This is a genomic window from Duganella callida (genome assembly GCF_004614165.1).
GTDB lineage: Bacteria > Pseudomonadota > Gammaproteobacteria > Burkholderiales > Burkholderiaceae_D > Rugamonas > Rugamonas callida.
The window spans coordinates 1-7798 of the sequence record NZ_SPVG01000201.1 but is presented as its reverse complement, the minus strand read 5'-3'; the positions used below and the strand labels follow the sequence as shown (position 1 = coordinate 7798).

Genomic DNA, 7798 nt, shown 5'->3' with positions numbered 1-7798 from the left:
GGCCAGGGCCGGCGCCGCGCCCGCGCTCGCGCGCGGCGCCGGACGGCGCAAGCCCTCGTCGTGCGACAGCTTGAAGATGCTGACCGCCTGCGCCAACAGCTGCGCCTGCTCCTGCATGCTTTCCGCCGCGGCGGCCGCCTGCTCCACCAGCGCGGCGTTCTGCTGCGTCATTTCATCCATCTGCGAGATCGCCTGGTTGACTTCCTCGATGCCGTTGCTCTGCTCCTGGGTGGCGGCGGTGATCTCGCCCATGATGTCGGCCACCTGGCGGATCGAGGTGACGATCAATTCCATGGTCTGGCCGGCCTCGTCGACCAGCTTGCTGCCGGCGTCGACTTTCTCCACCGAGTCGCCGATCAGCTCCTTGATTTCCTTGGCGGCGCCGGCCGAGCGCTGCGCCAGGTTGCGCACCTCGGAGGCCACCACCGCGAAACCGCGGCCCTGCTCGCCCGCGCGCGCCGCTTCCACCGCCGCGTTCAGGGCCAGGATGTTGGTCTGGAAGGCGATGCCGTCGATCACCGAGATGATGTCGGCGATCTTGCGCGACGATTCGGTGATCGAGCCCATGGTCTGCACCACCTGCGACACCACCTGCCCGCCCTTTTCCGCCACCGACGAGGCCGATACGGCCAGCTGGTTGGCCTGGCGCGCGTTGTCGGCGTTCTGCTTGACGGTGGAGGTCAATTGCTCCATCGACGAGGCGGTCTCCTCCAGTGAGCTGGCCTGCGATTCGGTGCGCGCCGACAGGTCGGCATTGCCGGAGGCGATTTCCTGCGAGGCGGTGGTGATCAGTTCGGAGCCGGTGCGCACCTCGCCCACCGTCCTGGCCAGGCTGGCGTTCATGTCGCGCAGCGCCTGCAGCAGTTCGCTGGTCTCATCCTTGCCTTCCACCGCCACCTGCGCGGTCAGCTCGCCGGCCGCGACCTTCTGCGCCACGCCCACCGCGCCCTCCAGCGGCACGGTGATCGAGCGCGTGATGATGGCGGCGCACACCACGCCCAGCACCACCGCCACGCCGCCCAGCACGAACAGCACCAGCATCAGGCTGCGGTCGGCCGAGACCGAGCCGGCCATCACGTCGGCGGCGTTGGCGCGCTGCATGCCGACCAGCTTGTCGATCAGCTCCAGCGTGCGCTGGTTCAGCGGGTCGATGCGGCCCGAGATCACCTTGATGCCGCCCTCGCTGTTGAAGGCCATGATCTGCGCCGTGGCTTCCTTGAAGGCGGCGTCGGTGTCGGCGTCCAGCGCGGCCAGGTCGCTCAGCACCTTGTTTTCCTCGTCGTTCAGGCCCAGCGCCTTCAGGTCGCCGGCCGCCTTTTCATAGCGCGCGCGCTGGGCGCGCACCTTCTGCTCTTCCTTCTGCATCAGGCTGACGTCCGATTGCAGCCCGATGTTGCGCATGGCGATGCCGGTCTGCAGCATCGCGCTTTTCATGGTGTCGGCCTGCAGGTTCTTGGCGGTGGCCGTTTCCAGCCCCTGCGTCAGCTGCTTCTTGTTACTGTAGTTCAGGTAGTTGGTCAGCAGCACGATGGCCACCAGGATCAGCAAGACAATGCCGAATCCCAGGCGCAGCCGTGCGCCGATCTTGAAGTCGCGTAAATGCATTCCAGGTTCTCCCCTCTGTCTAACGTGGTATGGCGGCGCGCTCTTCTCTTGGGAGCGCGTCCGTGTGGTGCTGCGGTGGGCCGGCGCGGGGTCGCGGCGCCGGCTGGGCGGGCCAGGCGGGTCGCCTTATGCCGCCAGTTGGTCCATCAAGCCCATTTCCGGGCTCGACATGAGTTTGTCGATGTTCACCAGGATCAGCATGCGCTCGTCGATGGTGCCCAGGCCGATCACGTAGTCGCTGCTGAAGGCGGTGCCCATGTCGGGCGCCGGCTTGACCTGCTCGGGCGTCAGGGTGGTCACGTCCGACACCGAGTCGACCACCATGCCGACGATGCGGCCGTTGATGTTGAGGATGATCACCACGGTGAACTGGTCGTACACCGGCTCGCCCAGGTGGAACTTGATGCGCATGTCGACCACCGGGATGATGATGCCGCGCAGATTGATCACGCCCTTGATGAACTCGGGCGCGTTGGCGATGCGGGTCACCGCTTCGTAGCCGCGGATTTCCTGCACCTTCAGGATGTCGATGCCGTATTCTTCCGCGCCCAGCTTGAAGGCCAGGTATTCGTGGCCGGCGATCTCGGTGGTGTTTTGTGCTTCTGCCATGATGGCCCCCTGTCAGGAAAAAATCGATTCGTCGGCCAGCTGGCGCGACGAGCGTATCAGTGCGGCGACGTCCAGGATCAGCGACACGCCGCCGTCGCCGAGGATGGTGGCGCCGGAAATGCCGGCCACCTTGCGGTAATTCGATTCCAGATTCTTGACCACCACCTGCTGCTGGCCGACCAGCTCGTCGACAAACAGGCCGGCCTTGCGGCCGTCGGTCTCGACGATGATGACGATGCCCTGGCACGGATCGGTGTAGCGCGGCGCGATGTCGAACATCTGGTACAGCGGCACCAGCGGCAGGTATTCGCCGCGCACCTTGATCACCCGGCCCTTGCCGGCGATTTCCCTGACGTCGGCCGGCGCCGGCTGCAGCGATTCGATCACGAAGCCTAGCGGCAGGATGTAGATTTCCTCGCCGACGCGGATCGACATGCCGTCCAGGATCGCCAGCGTCAGCGGCAGCGAAATCGAGATGGTGGTGCCGAAGCCCTTGGCCGAGCGGATGTCGACGGCGCCGCCCATGGCGCTGATGTTGCGCTTGACCACGTCCATGCCGACGCCGCGGCCCGAGACGTCGGTGACCACGTCGGCGGTGGAAAAGCCGGGCGCGAAGATCAGCTGCCAGACCTCGGCGTCGCTCATGTTGTCGCTGACCGCCAGCCCGTTCTGCTGGGCCTTGGCGAGGATTTTCTCACGATTCAGGCCGCCGCCGTCGTCCGATACCTCGATGATGATGTTGCCGCCCTGGTGCGAGGCCGACAGGAACAGCCGCCCGGCGTCGCTCTTGCCGGCGGCGCGCCGCACCTCGGGCATCTCGATGCCGTGGTCGATCGAGTTGCGCACCAGGTGCGTCAGCGGGTCGACGATGCGCTCGATCAGCCCCTTGTCGAGCTCGGTCGCGGCGCCGTTGGTGATGAAGTCGACCTTCTTGCCCAGCTTGTGGGCCAGGTCGCGCACCATGCGCGGGAAGCGCGAGAACACGAAGTCCATCGGCATCATGCGGATCGACATCACCGCTTCCTGCAGGTCGCGGGTGTTGCGGGTCAGCTGGCTGACGCTGTTGAGCAGGCGCTGGTGCAGCATCGGGTCCAGCGTGTCGACGCGCTGCTCGATCATGGCTTGGGTGATCACCAGCTCGCCGACCAGGTTGATCAGCTGGTCGACCTTTTCGATCGACACCCGGATCGACGACGATTCGGCGCCGGCGGCCGGGGCCTTTTCCTTTTCCTCCTTTTTGGCGGCGGCCGCGGCGGCCTTTTTCGCCTCGTCCTCGGCCGACGGCGCCTCGAGCACGATGCCGGCGGCCGCGCGGATCTGTTCCACCGGCTGGAAGAAGCCGTAGCCGCGCGCGTCGTCGGCGGCGTCGGCGGCGTTGGCGCGGATCTCGTCCAGCGGCTGGAAGAAGCCGTAACCTTCGCCGGGGCCGCCGGCGGCCGGCGCCGCCGCGCCCGGATGCAGCTCGGTGGCGTCGAAGAAGCCGTAGCCGAGTTCGGCCTCGACCTGGTCGCGCGCGGCCTTTTCCCGCTGCGCCTGGGCGTCGCTGAGCGCCGGCAGTTCGGTGACTTGCATGTCTTCCGGGTTCAGCACGAACGAGCAGATGGCGATGATGTCGTCCAGGCTTTCATGGGTGGTGACCACCATGGCGTTGCGGTCCCTGTCCAGCGGCGTGATCGCCACGTGGCCCATCAGGCCCAGTTCCTCGCCCAGCGCCTGCACTTCGCGGTGCGCCATGGCCGGCAGTTCGAGCCGGTAGCGGCGGCCGCCGCTGTGATCGACCACCCTGGTTTCCACCGCGTTGTAGGCCGGCGCCACCGGCGCCAGCGCGGCCACCGGCACGTCCTGCGCCAGCGATTGCAGCATCATGCGCACGTCGGCCACGGCGTCCTGGTCGACCGTGCTGCCGTTGCGGTGGCCGTCCAGCTGCATCTTGAGCGCGTCCTTGGCGGCCAGGAAGGCGTCCACGTGTTCCGAGGTCAGGCGCATCTCGCCCTTGCGGATGCGGTCCAGCAGGGTTTCCAGCACGTGCGTGACTTCGCTCATGTCGGTCACGCCGAACGTCGAGGCGCCGCCCTTGACCGAGTGGGCGGTGCGGAAGATCGCGTTCAGGTCCTCGGCATCGGGGGCGTCCACATCCACGGCCAGCAGCAGCCGTTCCATTTCCGCCAGCAGTTCCTCGGCCTCATCGAAGAAGACCTGGTAGAACTGGCTTATGTCGATGGTCATGGTGATACTCCCTCAGGGTCGCACAGGCTCAGCATCGTGGCGCCCCGGCATCAACCGATGACCTTCTTGACCACCTCGATCAGGCGCTGCGGGTCGAACGGCTTGACCAGCCAGCCATTGGCGCCGGCGGCGCGGCCCTTGGCCTTCATCTCGTCGGACGACTCGGTGGTCAGCATCAGGATCGGGGTCTTGGCGTAGCTGGGCAGTTCGCGCAGCAGTTTGATCAGCTGCAGGCCGTCCATGCGCGGCATGTTCTGGTCGGTCAGCACCAGGTCGACAGTCTGCAGCTTGGCTTTTTCCAGGCCTTCCTGGCCGTCCACGGCCTCCACCACCTGGTAGCCGGCCGCCTTCAGGCTGAACGCCACCATCTGGCGCAGGGAGCTGGAATCATCAACTGCAAGTATTGTCTTGGCCATCTTTTTTCTCTCTATAAATCAATGTTGTGGGGCACATCAGAACAGTTCGATGTCGCCGCTTTCCATGTGTTGCTGGCTGACCGCCTTGCGCAGCACGCTGCGCAGCTCGAGGCTCTGGATCGCCAGCGCCATGCTGACCTTGCCGAGCAGGTCGACGATCTGTTCGTTGTCGCTGTCGGGCACCATGGCGTCGCCGTGCGCGCCCAGCGTGCCGAGGAATTCGCGCAGGCCGGTGACGCGCTTGAGCGTGCGGTCCAGCAGCTGGCTGGTCATGTCCTGGAATTGCAGGCTGGTCACGGCGCCGTTGACGTACTGGCCGATCTGCGCCGGCAGCGCCTCGAGCTGGGCGCGCTGCTCGGCGCTGGCCTGGCCGCCGTCCAGCAACAGCTGGATCACCGGCTGCACCGCTTGCACCGTCTGGTGGATCGCCATGAAGTTGAACGACAGCTTGTCGATCGCCTCTTCCAGCAGCAGGCCGGTCTGGATGACGTCGGTCTCGACCTCGGTCAGGTGGCGGCGGCCGTGGTCGGACACGCCGGACAGCAGGCGCTTGACGTGGGACCCCAGGATTTTTTTTCTTGTCATAACCATCTCTTACTTATTTGCGTACCGGCGGAGCGGACGGTGCGGCCACCGCCGCCGGGACTGCGGAAGCGGGCGCCTCGTCGCCGCCGACCTCGATTTGTTTCTTGCCGTCGCGCAGCACCGCCTCTTCGGCGCGCTTGTTCATGACGATGATGCTGATGCGGCGGTTGATCGGGTTGAACGGGTCTTCCTTGTCGAGGTTGACGGCCGAGGCCAGTCCGACCACGCGCAACACCTTGGCGTCCTGCATGCCGCCGACGATCAGCTCGCGCCGCGAGGCGTTGGCGCGGTCGGCCGACAGCTCCCAGTTGCTGTAGCCGGCGTCGCTCATGTACGGCGTCGAATCGGTGTGACCCGACAGGCTGATGCGGTTGGGCACGTCGTTCAGCACGATGCCGATCTCGTGCAGGATGTCCTTGGTGTACGGTTGCAGCTCGGCCTTGGCCAGCGCGAACATCGGCCGGTTCTGCTCGTCGACGATCTGGATGCGCAGGCCGTCGTTGGTCAGGTCCAGCAGCAACTGTTCCTTGTATTTCTTCAGCAGCGGGTTGGCGTCGATGCGGTTTTCGATGCGTTCCTTGAGCGCCTTCAGGCGCTGGTTTTCCTCGGCTTCCAGGGCGGCCTTGGCGGCGGTCAGGTTGTAGGTCTTCTTGACCTGCGGGTCGTCGCTGGCCTTGACCTGGCCCTCGCTGCGGGTCAGGTCCTTGCCGCCCCCCTTGATCAGCGAGGAACTGTCGCCGCTGCCGGAGCCGCCTTCCATCGCCACCTTCAGCGGCGTCTTGAAGTATTCGGAAATGCCGTTGAGGTCGCCCTTGGTGGTCGAGCCGAGCAGCCACATCAACAGGAAGAACGCCATCATGGCGGTGACGAAGTCGGCGTACGCGATCTTCCAGGCGCCGCCGTGGTGGCCGCCGCCGCCCTTCTTGATGCGCTTGACGATGATAGGCCGCAAGCCCTCTTCAGCCATGATACTTTCCTAAGGTGAGCACGTTAAACCGCATGGCTTACTTCGACTTCGATTTCTTGATGTGATCTTCCAGTTCGTTGAAGGTCGGGCGCTCGGTCGAGTACAGCACCTTGCGGCCGAATTCGACCGCCAGCGCCGGCGCGTAACCGTTCAGGCTGGCCAGCAGCGTGACCTTGACGCACTGGTACATCTTGGTCGATTCCTCGAGCTTTTGCTCCAGCAGGCTGGACAGCGGACCGACGAAGCCGTAGGCCAGCAGGATGCCGAGGAAGGTGCCGACCAGCGCGTGGGCGATCAGGATGCCCAGCTCGGCCGGCGGCAGGCCCACCGATTCCATGGTGTGCACCACGCCCATCACCGCCGCCACGATACCGAACGCCGGCATGCCGTCGCCCAGCTTGGCGATGGCGTGGGCCGGCGCGGCGCCCTCGTGGTGGTGGGTCTCGATCTCGATGTCCATCAGGTTCTCGATCTGGAAGGCGTCCATGTTACCGGACACCATCAGGCGCAGGTAGTCGGTCATGAATTCGACGATATGGTGGTCTTCCAGCACGGTCGGGTACTTGCTGAACAGCGGGCTCTGCTCCGGGCTGTCGATGTCGCCTTCGATCGACATCAGGCCCTCCTTGCGCACCTTGGACAAGACGTCGAACAGCAGCGACATCATTTCCATGTACAGGTCCTTGGTGTAGCGCGAGCCCTTGAACAGGGTGGGCAGCGCGCCCAGGGTGGCCTTCAGGGTCTTGCCGTTGTTGCCGACCAGGAAAGCGCCGACCGCGCCGCCGCCGATCATGACCAGCTCCAGCGGCTGCACCAGCACGGCCAGATGCCCGCCCGACGCGGCATAGCCGCCGAACACGCCGGCGATGACCACCACATATCCTATGATGACTAACAACTGTGCAAACTCCCCAGAACGAAAACCGGCCAATTGTGACTATCAACGGCCGGTATTTCAATAAATTTTCATGTAGAACTACTCTAGCCGAGGCGCGGCAGGCGGGCAAGAGAATAACGTCAAATGATGCTTAAAAGTACCATATGTAGAGGGGAACGCCCTGCTTTGTGGCATGGATGATGCGGTCCGGTGATCTTTCCTCAATGATAAATTCGTAACTCACAAGCATCGTCCCAGGGCGCATTTCAGCCATTGCCTTGCGACATAATTGTGACATGGCGGCCGGCGACAGGTAGGCGAACACCAGGTCGTAGCAGCTGAAATCCAGCCGTTCGTAATCGCCGCGCAGGAAGCGCGCGCGGCTGCGGCCGAGCCTGGCGCGCAGCCAGCTGTATACAAACGGCAGCGGCGCCAGCTCGATGCCGCTGACGTCGGCGTCCGGGCGCACGCGCGCCAGGTACAGCACCAGGCCGCCGAGGCCGCTGCCGATGT

8 protein-coding genes are annotated in these 7798 nt (G+C 65.0%); all 8 read right to left on the bottom strand.

Annotated elements, in window-relative coordinates; translation table 11 throughout:
• Positions 1-1605, bottom strand: a 1605-nt coding sequence (locus E4L98_RS20290) for a methyl-accepting chemotaxis protein (protein WP_135203358.1), incomplete at its 3' end; no start/stop codon positions are given.
• 126 nt (positions 1606-1731) lie between these two features.
• Positions 1732-2214, bottom strand: a complete 483-nt coding sequence (locus tag E4L98_RS20285; RefSeq protein ID WP_135203357.1) for a chemotaxis protein CheW — start codon at positions 2212-2214, stop codon at positions 1732-1734.
• Positions 2215-2226: 12 nt separating this feature from the next.
• Positions 2227-4440: a chemotaxis protein CheA gene (gene cheA / locus E4L98_RS20280; protein WP_135203356.1), complete on the bottom strand. Its 2214-nt coding sequence runs from the start codon at positions 4438-4440 to the stop codon at positions 2227-2229.
• Positions 4441-4490: 50 nt separating this feature from the next.
• Positions 4491-4856: a response regulator gene (locus tag E4L98_RS20275; protein ID WP_135203355.1), complete on the bottom strand. Its 366-nt coding sequence runs from the start codon at positions 4854-4856 to the stop codon at positions 4491-4493.
• Between the two features lie 36 nt (positions 4857-4892).
• On the bottom strand, positions 4893-5441 hold the full coding sequence (locus tag E4L98_RS20270; protein ID WP_135203354.1) for a chemotaxis protein: 549 nt from the start codon (positions 5439-5441) through the stop codon (positions 4893-4895).
• A gap of 13 nt (positions 5442-5454) precedes the next feature.
• Positions 5455-6408: a flagellar motor protein MotB gene (gene motB, locus E4L98_RS20265; RefSeq protein WP_135203353.1), complete on the bottom strand. Its 954-nt coding sequence runs from the start codon at positions 6406-6408 to the stop codon at positions 5455-5457.
• 37 nt (positions 6409-6445) lie between these two features.
• Entirely contained in the window at positions 6446-7306 is an 861-nt protein-coding gene (gene motA, locus E4L98_RS20260) for a flagellar motor stator protein MotA (RefSeq protein WP_135203352.1), read from the bottom strand.
• A 130-nt stretch (positions 7307-7436) separates the two neighbouring features.
• The coding region (locus E4L98_RS20255; RefSeq protein ID WP_135203351.1) for a class I SAM-dependent methyltransferase at positions 7437-7798 on the bottom strand (362 nt) is incomplete at its 5' end.

Coding starts and splice junctions, on each gene's coding strand:
- E4L98_RS20285 (WP_135203357.1), bottom strand. CDS start 2,214: ATGGCAGAAGCACAAAACACCACCGAGATCGCCGGCCACGAATACCTG.
- cheA (WP_135203356.1), bottom strand. CDS start 4,440: ATGACCATCGACATAAGCCAGTTCTACCAGGTCTTCTTCGATGAGGCC.
- E4L98_RS20275 (WP_135203355.1), bottom strand. CDS start 4,856: ATGGCCAAGACAATACTTGCAGTTGATGATTCCAGCTCCCTGCGCCAG.
- E4L98_RS20270 (WP_135203354.1), bottom strand. CDS start 5,441: ATGACAAGAAAAAAAATCCTGGGGTCCCACGTCAAGCGCCTGCTGTCC.
- motB (WP_135203353.1), bottom strand. CDS start 6,408: ATGGCTGAAGAGGGCTTGCGGCCTATCATCGTCAAGCGCATCAAGAAG.